The sequence below is a fragment of the Mesorhizobium sp. Cs1299R1N3 genome (assembly GCF_037179625.1).
Taxonomy (GTDB): Bacteria; Pseudomonadota; Alphaproteobacteria; order Rhizobiales; family Rhizobiaceae; genus Mesorhizobium; species Mesorhizobium salmacidum.
In genome coordinates this window covers 522,720-540,146 of sequence record NZ_JAPYKQ010000003.1, presented here as the reverse complement: position 1 = coordinate 540,146, position 17,427 = coordinate 522,720, and the positions used below count along the sequence as shown (strand labels likewise).

General features: G+C 61.7%; 18 protein-coding genes, 1 tRNA gene and 2 pseudogenes. 10 read left to right on the top strand and 11 right to left on the bottom strand.

Features of this window, described 5'->3' with window-relative positions; translation table 11 throughout:
• A pseudogene (locus O7B34_RS11125) lies at nt 1-117 on the top strand (IS630 family transposase); the annotation flags it as partial.
• Nucleotides 118-283: 166 nt separating this feature from the next.
• Here the strand turns inward: O7B34_RS11125 and O7B34_RS11120 are convergent.
• Together O7B34_RS11120 and tig are read right to left on the bottom strand one after the other, a co-directional pair.
• The gene (locus tag O7B34_RS11120; RefSeq protein WP_337146117.1) at nt 284-808 is read right to left on the bottom strand and encodes a hypothetical protein; all 525 of its coding nucleotides are present in this window, start codon (nt 806-808) and stop codon (nt 284-286) included.
• A 151-nt stretch (nt 809-959) separates the two neighbouring features.
• Nucleotides 960-2,435 (bottom strand): trigger factor, encoded by a 1,476-nt coding sequence (tig, locus tag O7B34_RS11115; protein WP_027146817.1) that lies wholly within the window; start codon nt 2,433-2,435, stop codon nt 960-962.
• 358 nt (nt 2,436-2,793) lie between these two features.
• On the opposite strand from tig, the gene O7B34_RS11110 reads away from it, so the two are divergent.
• Together O7B34_RS11110 and O7B34_RS11105 are read left to right on the top strand one after the other, a co-directional pair.
• Nucleotides 2,794-2,878: transfer RNA gene (locus O7B34_RS11110), tRNA-Leu, on the top strand.
• A 142-nt stretch (nt 2,879-3,020) separates the two neighbouring features.
• Nucleotides 3,021-3,725, top strand: a complete 705-nt coding sequence (locus tag O7B34_RS11105) for a class I SAM-dependent methyltransferase (protein ID WP_337146116.1) — start codon at nt 3,021-3,023, stop codon at nt 3,723-3,725.
• A gap of 25 nt (nt 3,726-3,750) precedes the next feature.
• On the opposite strand, the gene O7B34_RS11100 is transcribed toward O7B34_RS11105, so the two are convergent.
• Both O7B34_RS11100 and O7B34_RS11095 read right to left on the bottom strand, forming a co-directional pair.
• Nucleotides 3,751-4,335, bottom strand: a complete 585-nt coding sequence (locus O7B34_RS11100) for a GDYXXLXY domain-containing protein (protein ID WP_337146115.1) — start codon at nt 4,333-4,335, stop codon at nt 3,751-3,753.
• A complete protein-coding gene (locus O7B34_RS11095) occupies nt 4,332-5,450 on the bottom strand; it encodes a DUF2157 domain-containing protein (protein ID WP_337146114.1) in 1,119 nt (372 codons plus the stop codon). Before O7B34_RS11095 ends, O7B34_RS11100 begins: the two co-directional genes overlap by 4 nt.
• A gap of 234 nt (nt 5,451-5,684) precedes the next feature.
• Here O7B34_RS11095 and O7B34_RS11090 point away from each other — a divergent pair, with 234 nt between their 5' ends.
• From O7B34_RS11090 to O7B34_RS11070, 5 genes and pseudogenes are all read left to right on the top strand, one after another.
• Complete coding sequence (locus tag O7B34_RS11090) at nt 5,685-5,825, top strand: DUF1127 domain-containing protein (protein WP_084637119.1); 141 nt, start codon at nt 5,685-5,687, stop codon at nt 5,823-5,825.
• A 48-nt stretch (nt 5,826-5,873) separates the two neighbouring features.
• A complete protein-coding gene (locus tag O7B34_RS11085; RefSeq protein WP_084637117.1) occupies nt 5,874-6,014 on the top strand; it encodes a DUF1127 domain-containing protein in 141 nt (46 codons plus the stop codon).
• A gap of 562 nt (nt 6,015-6,576) precedes the next feature.
• Entirely contained in the window at nt 6,577-7,989 is a 1,413-nt protein-coding gene (gene trmFO, locus O7B34_RS11080) for a methylenetetrahydrofolate--tRNA-(uracil(54)-C(5))-methyltransferase (FADH(2)-oxidizing) TrmFO (RefSeq protein WP_337146113.1), read from the top strand.
• 73 nt (nt 7,990-8,062) lie between these two features.
• Nucleotides 8,063-8,365, top strand: a complete 303-nt coding sequence (locus O7B34_RS11075) for a type II toxin-antitoxin system ParD family antitoxin (protein ID WP_337146112.1) — start codon at nt 8,063-8,065, stop codon at nt 8,363-8,365.
• A pseudogene (locus tag O7B34_RS11070) lies at nt 8,337-8,611 on the top strand (type II toxin-antitoxin system RelE/ParE family toxin). Before O7B34_RS11075 ends, O7B34_RS11070 begins: the two are co-directional and overlap by 29 nt.
• Before the next feature lie 5 nt (nt 8,612-8,616).
• Here the strand turns inward: O7B34_RS11070 and O7B34_RS11065 are convergent.
• The 6 genes from O7B34_RS11065 to yajC all read right to left on the bottom strand — a co-directional run bounded on the left by O7B34_RS11065 (nt 8,617) and on the right by yajC (nt 14,293).
• On the bottom strand, nt 8,617-9,567 hold the full coding sequence (locus O7B34_RS11065; protein WP_337146111.1) for a sterol desaturase family protein: 951 nt from the start codon (nt 9,565-9,567) through the stop codon (nt 8,617-8,619).
• Nucleotides 9,567-10,001: a hypothetical protein gene (locus O7B34_RS11060; RefSeq protein WP_337146110.1), complete on the bottom strand. Its 435-nt coding sequence runs from the start codon at nt 9,999-10,001 to the stop codon at nt 9,567-9,569. Before O7B34_RS11060 ends, O7B34_RS11065 begins: the two co-directional genes overlap by 1 nt.
• A 78-nt stretch (nt 10,002-10,079) precedes the next feature.
• Complete coding sequence (locus O7B34_RS11055; protein ID WP_337146109.1) at nt 10,080-10,928, bottom strand: phytoene/squalene synthase family protein; 849 nt, start codon at nt 10,926-10,928, stop codon at nt 10,080-10,082.
• Nucleotide 10,929: 1 nt separating this feature from the next.
• Complete coding sequence (locus tag O7B34_RS11050) at nt 10,930-11,325, bottom strand: Mth938-like domain-containing protein (RefSeq protein WP_337141880.1); 396 nt, start codon at nt 11,323-11,325, stop codon at nt 10,930-10,932.
• Nucleotides 11,326-11,350: 25 nt separating this feature from the next.
• On the bottom strand, nt 11,351-13,900 hold the full coding sequence (secDF, locus tag O7B34_RS11045; RefSeq protein WP_337141879.1) for a protein translocase subunit SecDF: 2,550 nt from the start codon (nt 13,898-13,900) through the stop codon (nt 11,351-11,353).
• Nucleotides 13,901-13,951: 51 nt separating this feature from the next.
• Nucleotides 13,952-14,293, bottom strand: coding sequence for a preprotein translocase subunit YajC (yajC, locus tag O7B34_RS11040; RefSeq protein ID WP_010909882.1), 342 nt, complete (start codon nt 14,291-14,293; stop codon nt 13,952-13,954).
• Nucleotides 14,294-14,583: 290 nt separating this feature from the next.
• On the opposite strand from yajC, the gene O7B34_RS11035 reads away from it, so the two are divergent.
• Nucleotides 14,584-15,459 carry an ATP-binding protein gene (locus O7B34_RS11035; protein WP_337146108.1) on the top strand — a complete coding sequence of 292 codons (876 nt, stop codon included), beginning with the start codon at nt 14,584-14,586 and terminating at the stop codon, nt 15,457-15,459.
• A gap of 39 nt (nt 15,460-15,498) precedes the next feature.
• Here O7B34_RS11035 and O7B34_RS11030 read toward each other — a convergent pair whose 3' ends face one another.
• Nucleotides 15,499-16,320 carry an AraC family transcriptional regulator gene (locus O7B34_RS11030; RefSeq protein WP_337146107.1) on the bottom strand — a complete coding sequence of 274 codons (822 nt, stop codon included), beginning with the start codon at nt 16,318-16,320 and terminating at the stop codon, nt 15,499-15,501.
• A 113-nt stretch (nt 16,321-16,433) separates the two neighbouring features.
• On the opposite strand from O7B34_RS11030, the gene O7B34_RS11025 reads away from it, so the two are divergent.
• Complete coding sequence (locus tag O7B34_RS11025; RefSeq protein WP_337146106.1) at nt 16,434-17,324, top strand: NAD-dependent epimerase/dehydratase family protein; 891 nt, start codon at nt 16,434-16,436, stop codon at nt 17,322-17,324.
• Nucleotides 17,325-17,427: the final 103 nt, after the last annotated feature.

Here is a 17,427-nt window from a genome sequence, read left to right as displayed (position 1 = left end):
CAGAAACGCACCGTCGAGGACACGTGGCGCCACATCGGACATCTCGTCGAAACCATCGAGGCAGCCGAATGTAAGAACTACTTCGAAAACGCAGGATACGCTTCCGTCAAAACGTGAAAGGCTCTAGGTCCGGAATCCCGCAAGGCAGCGCCGCCAGGACGCCGTGCGATGCCTTGGCTGGAATTTGAAAATCATTCAATCTTGGAAGAACGATGCCGATATCGCGCACTTTTCGGATCAATCTTCCGGTAGCGACAGCCCAAAAGGCTGCCCCTTTTCACAATCACGGCGGATCGGTCTTGCAGTTGCCGGCAATCTGTCTGACCGCCTCACCGAAGCCGGCAAGGTCGAAATCGGCCTGGCCGCGTCCGGACAGCAGCCCGAAGCGCCACGACAGCAGCAGGCGGTTTGCCGGGACGAGGCGCTTGATTGCCTCGGCGCCGTCGCGCATCAGCAGCCTGCCGCGTGTGCCGACGGACCAGCTCTCATCGAATTTGTTGTCGCCGTCGATGGTGACCGACATGGTGATTTTCCGGCTGGCGGAGACCGCGTCGTTCAATTGCAGCCATTCGGTCCAGGCCGGCTCGCCGTCCGCACGGCAGGCAATGGTCAGCACCGGGCTGTAGCTCAGCGCACCGCCCCCGGTGATCAGCTTGTTTGTGGCATAGACCGATGCGGTGACGAGGCCGTCATTGCCGGTGTCGAAACGCCAATTGTCCGTGCCGGCCCCGGCAGCGCCGCAACCCAAGGCCAGGAAAAACACCGTGGCGGCAGCGCGCCTCATTTCCACGAACACCCCCAACGACATCACCAACCACCTCTGGTCTTCCAACCAATCAGATAATGATCAAGGCTTCGTATCGCCACCGGTGCCCATCAGGAACGAATCCGATGTTGCAGTTTCGCAACGAAAAAGGCCGCCCGGAGGCGGCCTTTCGGAATTCGTCGGAATGTGCGCCCTATTCGGCGTCCTTGGCCGCCTTTTTCTTCGGTGCGGCTTTCTTCTTCGGCTCTTCCGCGTCGTCGGCTTTCTTGTCGTCAGCCTTCTTCGCGGCGGCCTTCTTGGCCGGCTTCGCCTTGGTCGCGGTTTCGGCCTCCTCGTCGTCGGCCATCAGCTCTTCCTTGCTGACCTTGACGTCGGTGACCGAGATCTGTTCGAGCAGGTGGTCGACAACCTTCTCCTCGAACATCGGCGCCCTGAGCGCGTTCAGCGCCTCGGGGTTGCTGCGGTAGAACTCGAAGGCTTCCTGCTGCTGGTTGGCCGGGAAGCGGCGAACCTGCTCGAACAGGCCGCGCTGCAGTTCCTCGTCCGATACGGTGACGCCGGCCTTCTCGCCGATCTCGGCCAGCACGAGGCCGAGGCGCACGCGGCGCTCGGCAAGGCGCATATATTCGGCGCGCGCCTCTTCCTCGGTCGTCTCCTCGTCGGCGAAGGTGCGGCCGGCGGCTTCCAGGTCGCGGTTGACCTGTGCCCAGATGTTGTTGAATTCCGCCTCGACGAGCTTCGATGGCGCTTCGAACGAATAGGCCGCATCGAGCTGATCGAGCAACTGGCGCTTGACCTTCTGGCGCGTCATCGAGCCGAACTGGTTCTCGATCTGGCCGCGCACGATGTCACGCAGGCGCTCGAGCGACTCCAGGCCAAGGTTCTTGGCGGTCTCGTCGTTGATTTCCAGTTCGCCGGGCTTCGACACTTCCTTGACCGTGACGTCGAAGGTCGCTTCCTTGCCGGCCAGATGCGCTGCCTGGTAGTTGTCCGGGAAGGTCACGGTGACCTGCTTCTCGTCGCCGGCCTTGGTGCCGATCAGCTGCTCCTCGAAGCCCGGAATGAACTCCTTGGAGCCCAGCACCAGCGGCTGATCATTGCCGGCGCCGCCAGCGAAAGCCTCGCCGGCGATCTTACCGACATAGTCGATCGAGACGCGGTCGCCCTCGGCGGCCTTGCCGGTCTTCGGCTCGTAGCTGCGGGCCGATTCGGCGACGCGCTTGACCTGGTCGTCGATTTCCGAATCCGGAACGTCGAACACCTGGCGCGTTACCTTGATATCGGAGAAATCCTTGATCTCGATCGCCGGAATGACCTCATAGTTGAGGCGGAATTCGAAGTCGGCGCCGCCGGCCAGGATCTTCTCGGCTTCCTTCTCGTCCTCGGTCATGATGACCTCGGGCTGCATGGCGGCCTTTTCGCCGCGTCCGGTGATGATCGAACGCGTCGAGTCGTTGAGGATCTCGTTGACCACCTCGGCCATGAACGACTTGCCATAAACCTTGCGCAGGTGCTGCACCGGCACCTTGCCCGGACGGAAGCCGTTGATGCGAACCTTGTCGCGGGCGTCCGACAGCCGCGCCATCAGCTTGGCTTCCATGTCACCGGCCGGCACGGTGATCTTGATCTCGCGCTTGAGACCGGAATTGAGTGTTTCGGTGACCTGCATCGTAAAACCTTTGTTTTCACCAATGAGGCTGCCAAACGGCTCCCTGCCGTTTACAGCCTGCCGGTAATTCTTGCCGGGAATGGCTTTTGGTACGGAACCTGGCGATTTGACCGGAAATGCGGCTCAAACTCTCCCAAACTGCGTTCCAAAATGTGAATAAGTTCTTGTTTTTCCTACTTCTTATCACATCTTGTAGAAGCGGATCGTCGCGTCCCGTCACATTTGACACGCCTTTTGTCACAGGCGAGCCTAATTTTCAACAGTCTTCGCGTTTAGGCGAATAACCACATTTCGGCCTGACCCGACATCTTGTCTCCGACATTGACAGAATGATGGCTACATGGGATTGCCGGGTCATGCGGATGTGGCGGAACTGGTAGACGCCCTGGATTTAGGTTCCAGTGCCGAAAGGCGTGGGGGTTCGAGTCCCTTCATCCGCACCAACCCCACATGAGCGTTTGGCTCCGCCTCATCCCGGATCTGTTGCCATCGTTCCGCGGCCGAAAGCCGTGAAAAGTCCTACCGATCGATCGCTTGAGAGATTGCCGATAATGAGATCAACTCATTGTCGGGAATGGCGGGACAATGATGATGCTTGAATACTGGAACAAGGCCCACATCTGTGGGCTGCTCTCGGTGCGCTTCGGGCTCACGAGTTACCTGGAGATCAACACGAGCACTACGGGCTTCAGGTATATAGAAGCATCACAATTGGGTTTTCAGCCCTGCATGCGCCTGGTGTATCGGGCAACTGAGCCGCCAGTCGATGGCCTCCCCGTGGATTTCACCTCCCCAGACGAGGATATTGCGGCATGTCTCAATGACGTGCGCCTAAAGGGGCAGACATTCGACATTGTGTTCGTTGATCCGCACCACACATACGAGTGCTCGGCGCGCGATATCCGGGAAGCCTTCCGCATGGTCTCGCCCGGGGGTGCCGTGGTGGTGCATGACTGCCTGCCCCCAAACCGCACCGCGGCCAATCCCTCCTTTTTCCGCGGTGAGTGGTGCGGCGTGACCTACAAGGCATTTGTTGATTTCGTTCTGGGCAATCCGGATCTCGACTATTTCACTGTGGATGCCGACTACGGCTGTGGCGTCATCCTGAAACCCAAGGGGGCCGTCGCCAAGGTAAAGAACTGGCTGCGCGCACGGCGCGTTCGCGCGTTGAGAGACGAATGGCGAGCGATCGGGAATGATTTCGACGCGGCATTCGACAGATTCGTGACCGACAAAATCAGACTCCTCCGCATTGTCGACTTTCGACTGCTTCGCCGAAAACTTCTCTGAAATCACATTATGGGCGCGATGGACATCAATAAAGCGGCTCCTCGAACAGCGTCTTGTCGCCATCCACCAGCGCCTTGATCTGCGCCGTGCCGTCGGCAGCGAGCGCCAGCTTGATCCCGAACGGGCGCACCCGCATATCGCCCTGAACCGCCAGTCCTTCGCCTTCGGGCAGGTAGAACCGTTCGATGCCGTAATCCGGCGCGATCGTCATGCCTTCGCCGCGAAGGTCCCAACCCGCGGCGACATGGCCCGAAATGTCGGCCTCCTCTGCGCTGGCCGGGCCCGGCGCCTTGCCGAACCAGGCGATGCTCGGCGTCCAGTACCCATCGGCGCCCTTCTTCAACCGGACCACGATCGGCGTGTCGTCGCTCGAGAATTTGCCCTCGGGAATGTTGGCGATCATTTTCACCGGTATGCGCGAAATGTCATAGCCGAGGATGATATAGTCGCCGCGCAAGAGGTCGCGCGGATCGACGGGCTCGATCTTCAGCAGCACCTCCTTGCCATTGCGCAGGATCGCCGCCCGTCCGGCGATGATCCAGCTCAGGAATCCGATCTGGACGAGCGTCAGGACCAGTGCCGAGATGACAAGCCTCTTTCCGGTCATCATGCCGTGGCTCCCCCGATGGCTGGATCCTTCATGCGTTTTTCGACGCGGATGATGACGATCGCAAGCACGCCAAGCAGCACCGCGGCGGCCAGGAAGAAGCCGGCCGTATCGAGCATCGACTGCAAGGTCACGACATAGATGATGGCGAGTTCGAAGGCGAAGCCGAGATAGGCGAGCCAGCGCAGTCCCCGGCTCTCGCGCCCTGCCAGCACGATTGCCGCGACGATGCCGGCCAGTGCGACGACCGAAGCGATGGCGAAACCGCTGTTGTAGGTACTTTCGTCGGCCAGTTCGAACTGGATGATGGCCAGGCCGGCGAGAAAGCCAAGCAACGCGTGCAGCGGCAAGCGGCCGCCAAGCCGCACGATCCTGTCGACCGGTTCCGGTGCAAAGACGGCAACAGCGAAAAGCACCACAGAGACAATGACCAGCGGGAGCGCCACTGGCAGCGTCGCATGGTCCATCGCCAGCAATACGAGATAGAAGAGCAGCGACAGGATGATCAGGTGCCGCGCCGGCTGGCTGCGGGTCCAGAACGAGACGGCAAACAGCACCACCGCCATGACGACGAACGCATGCGGAAAGTCGCTACGGCTGTAATAGTCGAACCCTTTCAGGAACAGCCAGGCGTCGGCGATACCGACCGCCGCGACGGTCAGCGGGTTCGACCGCAGCGCAATCGCCGCCAGCGCCGTGCCGGCGCCCCAGGTGACCAGCGCCGAAGCCTCGTCGCCGGACAAATGGTACATCTGGCCAATCAGCGCGATCGAGCCGCCGAACGCGGCCGCCGCCACGATCCACAGGGCTTCGCCGATTGCCGCATGGTCGCGCGTCTTCAGCACCGCGCCGCCGACATAGCCGCCAAGGATGATGGCAAAAAGCGCGGCCACCCGCGCCAGCCGCGGGATCGCTTCCCAATTGGCGGCGACGAAGATAAGGACGGCCGCTCCAAAGAGCAGGGCTGCCATCATCGCCAGTATCGAGCCGAAGCTGAGCGACTGGCGTGCGTTGATGTCGACGTCGCGCCTCAGCACATCAGCCGTCGAGGCGTCGATCAGTCCGGCCTGCCGCCATCGCTCGATGTCGGCCCTGACCCGTGTCGAGTACCCCGCCATGTCCTCACTCCCCACCCGGTCGTCTTTTTAGCCGACGCAGCCAAACCCTTGACGCCACGGCACTTTCTGATTCCGGCTTCTTTGTGTCAGGTCCGTGAAGCCGCGTTAATGTTGCATTGCACAATTTGCATTGCTGCCATGCAGTCATAGCGCTTTTAAATCGATATGGGTCCCCCTATTTATGGTTCGTACACAAACGGAATGATCCGCGAGAAAGACGAAACGAGAACTACCATGAACCTGATCCGCAACTACCGCAACTGGCGCCGCTACCGGGACACCGTTTCCGAGCTGAGCCGCCTGAGCACCCGTGAACTGACCGATCTCGGCATCAGCCGCAGCGACATTCCTTACGTCGCTCGCAAGGCGGTCTAATTCTTCGGACCGCGAATGGTCCGAACCAGTTTTGAGAAGAGCATGACAATGAACCTGATCCGCAACTATCGTAACTGGCGCGTTTATCGCGAGACGGTTACCGAGCTGGGTCGCCTTTCGAACCGCCAGCTGCATGATCTCGGTATCGTCCGCGACGAAATCAAGATCGTCGCCCGCAAGGCGGTCTAACCAAGGAATTTCGCTGGGGTCGACCTCCTCCCCGACCCAAGCGAAGACGGTCAGCCCTTATCCTCCTCCCAAGGATTGACCACCAAAACGGCGCCCGCCGCACCTCCTCCCGCGGCGGGCGTTGTTTCCCAGGCAAAACGAGTTTTGCCCAGAGGCTTTGCCCCTCTTTAAAGTGGCGAAAAGAATTTCGTCAAAGCCGACCTCCTCCCCGGCGATGACGAATAGGCCCAACCTTCACCTCCTCCCGAGGGTTGGCCACCCAAACGGCGCCCGCCGCACCTCCTCCCGCGGCGGGCGTTGTTTCCCGGGGCAAAACGAATTTTGCCCCAGAGGCTTCGCCCTCGCTAAAAATGCGAAAAGAATTTCGTCTGAGCCGACCTCCTCCCCGGCGACGACGAATACGGTCGGCCTTCACCTCCTCCCGAGGGTCTACCCCAAAAACGACACCCGCCGGACCTCCTCCCCCGGCGGGTGTTGTTGTTTTCAGGGGCAGGCTTTCCCGACCAGGCGTTTCGCGCGCGCGACAATTGCAATCACCGTGGCAAGCGATTATTCCGGCGCCATGAGCAAAAATCCAATCCATATCATCGGCGGCGGCCTCGCCGGTTCCGAAGCGGCATGGCAGGCGGCTGAGGCCGGCGTGCCCGTCATCCTGCATGAAATGCGCCCGGTCCGCGGCACCGACGCCCACAAGACCGATGGCCTGGCCGAACTCGTCTGTTCGAACTCCTTCCGCTCCGACGACGCCGAAAACAACGCCGTCGGCCTTTTGCATGCCGAAATGCGGCTCGCGGGCTCACTGATCATGAGCGCCGGCGACGCCAACCAGGTGCCGGCCGGCGGCGCGCTGGCAGTCGACCGCGACGGTTTTTCCGACGCAGTGACGAAAAAGCTCGAAGCACATCCGCTGATCACCATCGAGCGCGAGGAAATTCCCGGCCTACCGCCGGCGGAGTGGGACCAGGCGATCATCGCCACCGGGCCGCTGACCGCACCATCGCTTGCCCAATCGATCGCCGAGGCGACCGGCGCCGACGCGCTGGCCTTCTTCGACGCCATCGCGCCGATCGTCCATTTCGACACGATCGACATGGACACCTGCTGGTTCCAGTCGCGCTACGACAAGGTCGGACCGGGTGGCACCGGCAAGGACTATATCAACTGTCCGATGGACAAGGATCAGTACCTCGCCTTCGTGCAGGCGCTGGTCGACGGCCAGAAGACCGAATTCAAGCAGTGGGAAGGCACGCCCTATTTCGACGGTTGCCTGCCGATCGAGATCATGGCCGAACGCGGCGTCGAGACGCTGCGCTACGGACCGATGAAGCCGATGGGCCTGACCAATGCGCACAACCCGACGGTGAAGGCCTATGCGGTCGTCCAGCTGCGCCAGGACAATGCGCTGGGCACCCTCTACAACATGGTCGGTTTCCAGACCAAATTGAAGCACGCCGAGCAGGTGCGCGTGTTCCGCACCATTCCGGGCCTGGAAAACGCCGACTTCGCCCGGCTCGGTGGCCTGCACCGCAACACCTATATCAATTCTCCGACCTTGCTCGACGGGTCGCTGCAGCTGAAATCGCGCCCCGGCCTGCGCTTCGCCGGCCAGATCACCGGCTGCGAAGGCTATGTCGAGAGCGCCGCGATCGGCCTGCTCGCCGGCCGCTTCGCCGCCGCCGAGCGACTTGGCCATGCACCATCGCTGCCGCCGCTCACCACGGCCTTCGGCGCCCTGCTCAACCACATCACCGGCGGCCATATCGTCTCCGACGATGAGCCGGGGAAGCGTTCGTTCCAGCCGATGAACGTCAATTTCGGCCTGTTCCCGCCGGTTGAAGCGCAGAAAGTCGAAGGCAAGCGCCTGCGCGGCAAGGACAAGACCGTAGCCAAGAGGCATGCCATCACGTCGCGTGCGCGGGCCGATTGCCGGCAATGGCTGGGTTTGCCTGGACTAACGGCTGAGGCCGCGGAATAGCGGATTGCCGCATCCGTTTGGATCGGAGTGCAAAGTAGTATAGTATCCTACTTTGCGTCTCAGGAACCGCTCCATGGAATCCGCCGAGAAATTATCCATCACCGTCACGCCCGCCATGGCACGTATGATCCGAGAAAAGGTCGAGGATGGCTCCTTCGGCTCAGCGAGCGAGGTCATCCGTGCCGCTCTTCGCGCCTTCCAGCGAGAAGAAGAAGAACATGCCGAGCGCATGGCCTCGATCCGGGCGCGCGTGAAAGCTTCGATCGAAGACACGAGGCCAGGCGTCCCGCTGGACGAAGCGGTCGAGAGAGTAAAGAAGCGAATCTCGGAGCTGGCGAGAGAGAGCGATGATCCAGCGTCTCGCCATCATTCTTAGCCAAGAGGCGCTCGCTGATCTGGATTCGACCGGATCAAGCTTCGCTGCCAGAGCATCGGCAATGCGCCTCGCGGCGGGCGGTCCCGCGACGGGATAGCGCCGGGGCTGCGAACCGTGCCGTTCGAACACTCGGCCGTCATCGCCTACGCAATCGACAACGACCTCGTGCGTATCGTCAAAATCTTCTATGGCGGTCGCGACTATGAAGCGCTGATGCGTGATGGCGGGTCGAGTGAGCTATCGTAGCAGAACTATTCCGCCGGCTCGACGCTCGCCGGCGGCAATCCCGGCTTGCCCGCCTCGCCCGGATTTCTCCGAACATACGCCGCTTTCAAGCTCTCCGACGTATCGCGCGAGCCGTCATGGCTCCAGCCTGGCGGCTTGATAAGGTAGTTCAGGCGCTCGCGCGGCGTCAGATCGGGTGCGAAGGCGTCCCTGAACATGCCGATCCATTCGTGAAATGCAACTTTCAGCGGATTGAAAGTGCCCAGGTTCTTGACGATCCCGTAGCGCGGCCTGTCTTCCTCCAATTCTTCTACGAAGGTGCCGAACATGCGGTCCCAGATGATCAGCGTGCCGGCATAGTTGGCGTCGAGATAGCGCGCGTTGGTGGCGTGATGGACGCGGTGGTGCGAGGGCGTGTTGAAGATGAATTCGAACCAGCCCCACATCTTGCCGATCGTCTCGGTGTGGATCCAGAACTGCCAGACCAGGTTGAAGCCGAAGGTGAAGGCAATCACCGCCGGGTGAAAGCCGAGCAGCACCAGCGGCGCCTGCAGCACGAACATGAAGGTGAACAGCCCGGTCCAGCTCTGCCTGAGCGCCGTCGACAAATTGTAGTGCTGGCTGGAATGGTGATTGACGTGCTCCGCCCACACCCAGCGCACCCGGTGCGCAATACGGTGATAGACGTAGTAGCGTAGGTCATCGAGCAGGAAGGCGGCCAAGAACACCCAGACCGACAGGCCGAGATTGAAGATACGGAACTGCCAGAGCCAGAGCAGCGCCCAGTAGGAGACGACGCCAAGCAGCAGCCCGGCAACGACATTGCCGGTGCCCATCATCAAGCTGGTCAAGGTGTCGCGCGTCTCGAACGAGCCCTTCGCGCGACCGGTGCGCACCAGCCATAGCTCGATCAGGATCGCGGCGACGAAAAACGGAATGGCCAGTTGGGTGACCTGCGGAAAATCGTAGCTGTCCATCACGCGGCCTCCCTGGCGGAACTCGTGTCTCGCGGCTCGAGGGCGTTCAGCAAGGCCCGCGCGTCGGCGGTATTGGCGAAGCGGAAGCGGCCGCCCTTCCAGGTGAAGTCCGTCAGCCGCATCAGAATTGTGTTCGTCTCGTCAGGTTCGGACACCGCGACGTCCCTAGCGGTGACGATACGCGTCAAGAAACAGTCGCCGATGCCATGAACGATGCCGATGCGCCCTCGCCCGATATCCAGAAACGCCGTCTTGGCGTCTGTCGCTAGGCAGACTGTGACGGCCATCTCGTCCGGAAAATCTTCCGCGAAACGGCTCAACACCTGGTCCGCGCCAGCCAGCGTTGCTTCCTTGCTGCCGCCGGTGAAATGCACGGCGGCAACCGACAGCGCAATGCCTAGCACGACGATCGCGACCAGCACGGGCAAGCTCATGGGTTTCCTCCTGGCCAGCCTGTCGTCTTCGGCGACAGTTCTCGGCAGGCGGACTCCTTAACACGATTGACGTTTACGTCAAAGTGTCGGCCAGCCCTTGCCTGCACGACGCAGCAGCAACCAATGCCGGCGCAATGCCGACAGCCGTGCCACGCCGCTGAGCGGTGCGTGGCGCGAGCCTTCCATCTTGTCGAGATAAGCGCGTGACAGCGCCAGCGGCAGGAATGCCGGACGCAATGCCCCCGGCAGCGCGGCGGCACCCCGCTCGAAGGCCGAAAGATGTTCGCGCGCCAGCGCGATCATCGCGGCCACCGCACGCTGGGCGCCAGGCCCGCCGTCACCGGCAACAAATTCTTCCGGCGACGAGCCCGCCGCCGCCAGGATGTCAGCCGGGATAAAACACTGCCCGCGCCTGCGGTGCAGCGGCAGCAGAAGCAAGAGCCCCGTTATTGCCTGGGCGCAGCCCGCCCTGCCCGCCAGTTCGGCAAATCCTGGCGCCTCGGCGGAATCGAGTACCATCGCCGCGAGTTGAATGAGCGCGGCCGCCGTCTCGCCGCAATAGCCCTCCAGATCGGTGCGCGATGGCATCGGGTCATCGTAGAGATCGAAGATACGTGCCTCGAGCATGTTCTCGAAGGCCTGTTTCGGCAGCTTGAATGCCGCAATGGTGTCGTTCAAGGCTTCGGCAACGGGATGGCCAGCGCCCGCCTCGCCGCCGGCGTCAATGACATCGCGCCACCACTGCAGCCGCACCTCGCCGGGCAACGCCTCATGGATGCGGTCACGGATGCCGGCGATCTCGGCATTGAAAGCGTAAAGCGAAAACAGCACGTCGCGCTTGTCGGCAGGCGCGTAGAGGGCGGTGAGATACCGGTCATGGTCGGCGGCGCGCACCGCCTCCATGACGATTTTGGCATTCTGCGACATATCAGTCGACGGCAATGAGCGCGGCAGCCACCGCGCGGTTTTCCGCCAGAAGGACGTTGTAGGTCCGCACTGCTGCCCCGGTCGACATCGGGTCGAAGGCTATGCCTGCATCCTTCAATGCCCCCCGCAGTGCCGCCGGCAACGGCCGCAGATCCCTGCCCATGCCCACCAGCAGGATCTCGACCTTGTCGGCCTCGGCCAGAAGCCGGTCGAAATCCGCGACCGTCAGCGCCAGGGGATTTGCCGGCTCCCAGCCGTGGATGCCGGACGGCAGACATAGGAGCGAGCCGCGATGCGACATGTCGGCAAAGCGGAAGCCGCCATTGCCATAAGCCTCGATCGGCGCGCGGCCGGGGAAATGCGCCTCGCGGATGACGATGCCTTTGCCGGTCACCACTCTGTCACCCCTTCGGGGCCGCGCGTCAGGTCGCGACCGCCTTGCCACCGTTGACCGGCTTTTCCTCATCGGCTGAAGCCTGCGGCCGCAGCTTGAACAGGATCAGCAGCGGCGCCGCGATGAAGATCGACGAATACGTGCCGAACACGACGCCGAACAGCATCGCCAGCGTGAAGGAGCGGATCACTTCGCCGCCGAACAGCACCAGCGCCAGCAGCGCCAAGCTGGTCGTCACGGACGTCAGCGTCGTTCTCGACAACGTCTCGTTGATGGCGTTGTTCAACAGTTGCGGCAGCGGCATTCGCTTGTATTTTCGCAGATCCTCGCGGACGCGGTCATAGACGACGATCGTGTCGTTCAGCGAATACCCGATGATGGTCAGGATCGCCGCAAGTGACGATTGGTTGAATTCGAGCCCGCTGATGACGAAGAAACCGAGCGTCATGACCACATCGTGCACGGTCGCGACAATGGCGCCGACCGCGAACTGCCATTCGAAACGGAACCAGACATAGACCAGGATGCCGACCAACGCGACGATCATGGCTATCGTTCCTTGCTTGGCCAGTTCGCCCGAAACCGTCGGGCCAACCACTTCGACGCGGCGGAAATTATACTGGTCCTGCAGCTCGCCGCGCACCTTGTCGATCACGGTCTGCTCGGCATTTTCACCCGCGTCTTGCGTGCCGACGCGGATCAACACGTCGTTGGGTGCACCGAACTGCTGCACCTGCACTTCGCCGATGTTCAGTTCCGTCAATCTGCCGCGGATGTCGGCGAGATCGGCAGTGCCCGACTTGGATTGTACCTCGATCAGCGAGCCACCCTTGAAATCGATGCCGTAATTGATGCCGACACTCATGAACAGCACCACGGACAGTATCGACAATGTGCTCGACAGCGCGAACGTCCACCGGCGGATACCCATGAACGGAATTTTCGTGCCCGGTGGAACGAAGGTCACCGGTGCTTTCGGCAATTCCTTCGGACGGGCACGCCGCAGCCAGATCGAGACCAGCAGGCGGGTGAAGGTGAAAGCGGTGAAGACCGTGGTCAGGATGCCGATGGCATAGGTGATGGCAAAGCCCTTCACCGGTCCGGTTCCGAGATAGAACAGCACCACGGTGGCGATCAGCGACGTGACGTTGGAATCGACGATGGTCGCCAGCGCCTTCGAGAAGCCGGTGTCGATCGCCTGGATTACCGAGCGACCGGCGCGTCGCTCCTCGCGGATACGCTCGTAGATCAACACGTTGGAATCCACCGCCATACCGATGGTCAGCACGATACCGGCAATACCCGGCAGGGTCAGTGTCGCGCCGAGCAGCGACAGCAGCCCGACGATCATAGCCACGTGCACCGCCAGCGCGATGTTGGCGAGGAAGCCGAGGAAACCGTAGGCGACGAACATGAAAGCGACGACGAGGATCGAACCTATGATGCCGGCGACCTTGCCCGCATGGATCGAATCCTGGCCCAGGCCCGGACCCACGGTGCGTTCCTCGATGACGGTCAGCGTCGCCGGCAAAGCACCGGCGCGCAAAAGCACGGCCAGATCATTGGCGCTCTGGGCGGTGAAATTACCGGAGATCTGACCCGTGCCGCCGAGGATCGGCTCGCGGATCTGCGGCGCCGAGATCACCTGGTTGTCGAGGATGATGGCGAACAGCTTGCCTACGTTTTGCGCGGTGGCCTGGCCGAAGCGTGCGGCGCCCTTCGAATCGAAGCGGAACGAAACCACCGGCTCGTTGTTCTGTGAATTGTATGTCGCCTGTGCGTCGACGAGGTTTTCACCCGATACGATAACGCGGTTCTCGATCAGGTAGGGAACCGGCGGATCGTCCTGCGAGTAGAGCACGGAAGAACCGGCCGGCGGGCGCCCCTTGAGCGCGTCCTGCACCGGCATCGACTGGTCGACCATCTGGAATGTCAGCTTCGCGGTCTGGCCGAGGATTTCCTTCAGCCGCTGCGGATCCTGCAAGCCAGGCACCTGGACGAGGATCCGGTCGTCGCCTTGCCGCTGCACGATAGGCTCGGTCGTGCCGAGTTCGTTGACGCGGCGCTCGACCACTTCGATCGACTGCGCCAAAGCGGTCGAAGTGCGGTATTTGATGCCGGCATCGGTGACGGTGAACTTGAGTAGGCCCGGCTCGGAATCGTCGAGCGACATTTCCTGGATGGAACCGCCGGTGAAGAGGCCGGCAGCCACAGGATCGGTCAGGGTCTTCAACGCCTTCTTGGCGGCATCGAGTTGGGCAGGATCGGTGATGCGGACCTGCAAGGTGCGTCCCGTGCCGCCCAAGCCGGTATAGCCGATCTTGGCATCGCGCAGCCGTGTGCGGATTTCATCGCGCGTCGTCTCGAGCCGATCCTTGATCAGATCGTTCTGATTCATCTCCAGCAGGATGTGCGAACCGCCCTGCAGATCGAGGCCGAGCGTCATCTGCCGCTTCGGCACCCAACTGGGGAGTTGGGCCAGCGTGCTGGCGGGGAACAGATTGGGCGCGGCGAGGATCACTGTGGCGGCCACGGCCAGCCAGATCAGGATCATCTTGAAGCGCGAAAAATAAAGCATATGGCGTCGTCCGTCAGAGCGTGTCCGCGGATCGCTCCGCCTGGAATTTGGTTATTTCTTGGCGTTCTGGTTAGCGACCGGTTCGCCCTTGACGCGCACGTCGGCGATCGTCGAGCGCAGCGCCGTCACCTTGGTGCCGCCGCCAAGATCGATCTCGAGCTCGTTGTCGTCGATCACCTTCGTTACCTTGCCGACGAAACCGCCGCCGGTGACGACGGTGTCGCCGCGGCGAACCGCCGCCAGCATCTCGCCGCGCTTCTTCAGCTGCGTGCGCTGCGGGCGGATGATCAGAAAATACATGATCACGAAAATCAGGACAAACGGCAAAATGCTGATGAACATATCGGGAGAGGCGCCGCCGATGCCTTGGGCGTATGCCGGTGTCACGAACATCGAGGTACTCCTGAATTTTGAAAAGCAGCCGCCAAACAGGTAGGCGAGATTTGGCGGCCCAGCGAAATTTGGCCGGAATATAGTCGGTAAAGTTGCCAATGCAACTGCGCGGCCGGGCAAATCCGCTGCTTTTCCGGCCTGTTTAGCCGTGTTAGAGCAGGATCACGAAAACCGAGACCCGGTTTTCGCAAAAGATCACGTTCGAACAAATGGTTGCAACCGGTTTCGAAACCGCCGGAATCGAACCGGGTCCGCCTGCCATCGCAAGAACCAAAGCAAAAAGACCTGATATGACCGATACCAGCATCGACGCCCTGAACCGGAAACTGGACCGCCTGATCGAGGCCGTCAGCCGCCTCGCTCCGCCGCCGGTGCCTGAAACCGACCTCAACGTGGCCGATTGCTTCGTCTGGCAGGCCGATCCCGGTTATCTGGAGCCCGTGGGCAAGGTAAACCGCGTCGACATTGGTCTGATCCGCGGCGTCGACCGGGTCCGCGACATCCTCGTCGACAACACCGAGCGCTTCGCCGCAGGCTTCGCTGCCAACAACGTCCTGTTGTGGGGCGCGCGCGGCATGGGCAAATCGTCGCTGGTCAAGGCCGTGCATGCGCAAATCAATGCCAAGACCCACTCCGGCCTGCCGCTGAAGCTGATCGAAATCCACCGCGAGGATATCGATACGCTGCCCAAGCTGATGAGTCTGCTGAAGACGGCTCCCTTCCGTGTCATCCTGTTTTGCGACGACCTCTCCTTCGATCATGACGACACGTCCTACAAGTCGCTGAAGGCAGCGCTCGAAGGCGGCGTCGAAGGCCGCCCGGCCAACGTCATCTTCTACGCCACCTCGAACCGCCGCCACCTGTTGCCGCGCGACATGATCGACAATGAGCGCTCGACCGCCATCAACCCGTCCGAAGCGGTCGAGGAAAAGGTCTCGCTGTCCGATCGTTTCGGCCTGTGGCTCGGCTTCCACAAATGTTCGCAAGACGAATATCTCGATATGATCAACGGCTATGCCAGCCATCATGGCCTTGACGTCGATCCCGAGCAGCTAAGGGCAGAGGCGCTGGAATGGGCGACGACGCGCGGCAGCCGCTCGGGCCGTGTCGCCTGGCAGTTCACGCAGGATCTTGCCGGCCGTCTCGGAAGGCCATTGAAGGATTGAGGCGTTTGATCGCGTCGCCAACGCGATCAAACGCCAACGTCATTTGGGCGGCTGCGCCCGTCGCAGGTCGCGCGGCGTTTGGCCGATCTCGCGGCGCATCCAGTGCGCCAGATGTGACTGGTGCGCGAAGCCTGTCATTTCAGCCACTTCGCTTGTGCTGAGGTCGCCTCGCTGCAGCAGAACACGTGCGCGTTCGACGCGACGTCGCAACACATAGCGGTGCAGGGTGACGCCCGTCGCCACCTTGAACCATATCCGCAAATGCGAGCTGCTCGCGCCGGCAACACGGCTTAGTTGATGGATCGAAAGCGGCTCGTGGAGAGCCGCCTCGATGTGTTCCAGCACGCGCTGGAGCTGGGCATTCGACAAGCGGTTCGTTCGATCGATATCAGGTTCACCGAGGCCAAGCAGCCTCACCGCCAGTGCGGCGCCAATACTATCGGCAAACAAAGGATCGCTCGGCGAATTTGCGTTCAGCTCACTCTCGAGCGCTCGAGCGAGATGTTCGATGCGCTGGTCACGAAGCAGGTGACGCGTGTCGAGCCGCAACGCTCGTGCCTTGCCGCCAAGCTCCGCCGCCACCCTTTCCATCAAGGCTGGCTGCAACGCGATCTCGATCGAGTCGAACGAGGTTTCGGCCTCGAAGCCGCCCTCCTGACCGGCCGGCACCAGGTCAATATCGCCGGCGCGCCTGACGAAATATCGTCCGACCTGATTGCAGTAGGAGCGCGTCGCCGCGCTGGCATGCACCATGATGCGATGGTGTGGCGCCCGGGGCAGGCGGTGGACGCCGGCTTCGATATGCCGGGAGGCTATTGTTATGTCGGACGCGACTTGGGCCGGAGCGTATTGCGAACGCATGCTCTCTCGATTCGTGGCAAAACCTGTTCAAGATTTGGCAATTCCCGCGCGATTTTCAATGCCTTGGACCTGTACTCACGCCTCTCCATCAAACTTGGACGAGAGGTTATGCCATGAGTTTCTATGTTGTTGTCGGAGCCGGCCCGGTCGGTCGCGAAACCGCTCGCCTTCTTGGCGAGGAAGGACATGATGTCGTCCTCACCAGCCGGAGTGGCGGTTCGAACGCATTGCGGAATGTACGGGTCGTACAGGCCGACGCCACCGATGCGTCGGAACTCGCGCGTGTCTGCCAAGGCGCCGATGCCATCTTCATGTGCGCCATGGCCACCTATCACAGGTGGCCGACCGATTTTTTCCCCATCATCGACGGCACCGTGCGCGCGGCGGAAGCGGTCGGCGCGAAGCTCATCGTGCTGGGAAACCTGTATGGCTATGGGGAAAATGCCGATAACCCGCTTCGCTCCGACCTGCCCCTGGACCCGACTTCGAAGAAAGGAACCGCGAGGACGATCATGTGGCAGCGGGCGGTCCGTGCCGACGTACCGGCGATCGAAGTGCGGTCGAGCGACTATCTCGGGCATGGCGCCATCAGCTACTTCTCGCTGGTCGCTCTGCCCTCCATCATCGAGGGAAAGCCCACCGCTTTCATTGGCGACCTCGATGCGACGCATGCGTGGACCTTCACCAAGGACGTCGCCAGGACGCTTGTCGCGGCCTCCCGTTACGCGGGCGAATGGGGGCGCGCGTTTCACGTCCCCTCGCAATACGCATCACCCAGGGAGCTCATCCAAAAAACCGCTGCGATGCTTCGACGAGAGGTTTGGGAAATCCGATCCTATTCCACTGCCGAGATGGAGGCATTGGGCATGCATGAACTCATCGAGATGAGCTATCTTTTCGAGAACCCCTTGCTGGTCGATTCTTCCGACGCCGAGATGCTTCTCGGTATCAAGGCCAGCAGCCTTGAGGTCATGATCGCCGACACGCTACGCGATCATCTTTGAGCCTTGAGAAGCAGGCATCCGACAAAACTGAAAAAGCCCGCTCCTTTCGGGGCGGGCCTGAGCCGGCGGGCCGGACTGGAGGTCAGACGGCCCGCAAATCGCT